Here is a 619-nt window from a genome sequence, read left to right on the forward strand (position 1 = left end):
AGCAGCCGAATTTGACTATGCTGGTACTCAAGCTTGTTTAGCATTAAAAGAAGAAGGATACGAAGTTGTCCTAATTAATTCGAATCCAGCGACAATAATGACTGATCGCAAGATGGCCGATAAGATTTATATCGAGCCAATTACTGAAGAAATGGTTTCTAAAATTTTATACGAAGAAAAACCAGATGCAATTTTACCATCACTTGGTGGTCAAACAGGCTTAAACATGGCTTTAACTTTAGATGCTTCAGGTATTTTAGAAGAATTAGATATTGAGTTAATTGGTACCAACCTTAAAGCCATTGACCAAGCAGAAGACCGTGAGTTATTTAAAAACTTGATGACTTCAATCGGCCAACCTGTTCCGGATTCAACAATTGTTCACACTGTCGATGAAGCGGTTGATTTTGCCAATAAAATTGGTTACCCAATTATTGTAAGACCAGCCTTTACCATGGGTGGTTCTGGTGGTGGTATCTGTGAAGACCAAGCATCATTAGAAAAAATCGTTAAGAACGGTTTGATTTTATCGCCAGTAACCCAATGTTTAATTGAGAAATCAATTGCTGGTTACCAAGAAATCGAATACGAAGTAATGAGAGATGGCGCGGGTGTTGCA

General features: G+C 38.0%; 1 pseudogene. It reads left to right on the plus strand.

The window, feature by feature from the left end:
• A pseudogene (locus ACRCJ0_RS18330) lies at window positions 1–619 on the plus strand (carbamoyl-phosphate synthase large subunit); the annotation flags it as partial.

The sequence above is a fragment of the Aerococcus sp. L_32 genome (genome assembly GCF_050689315.1).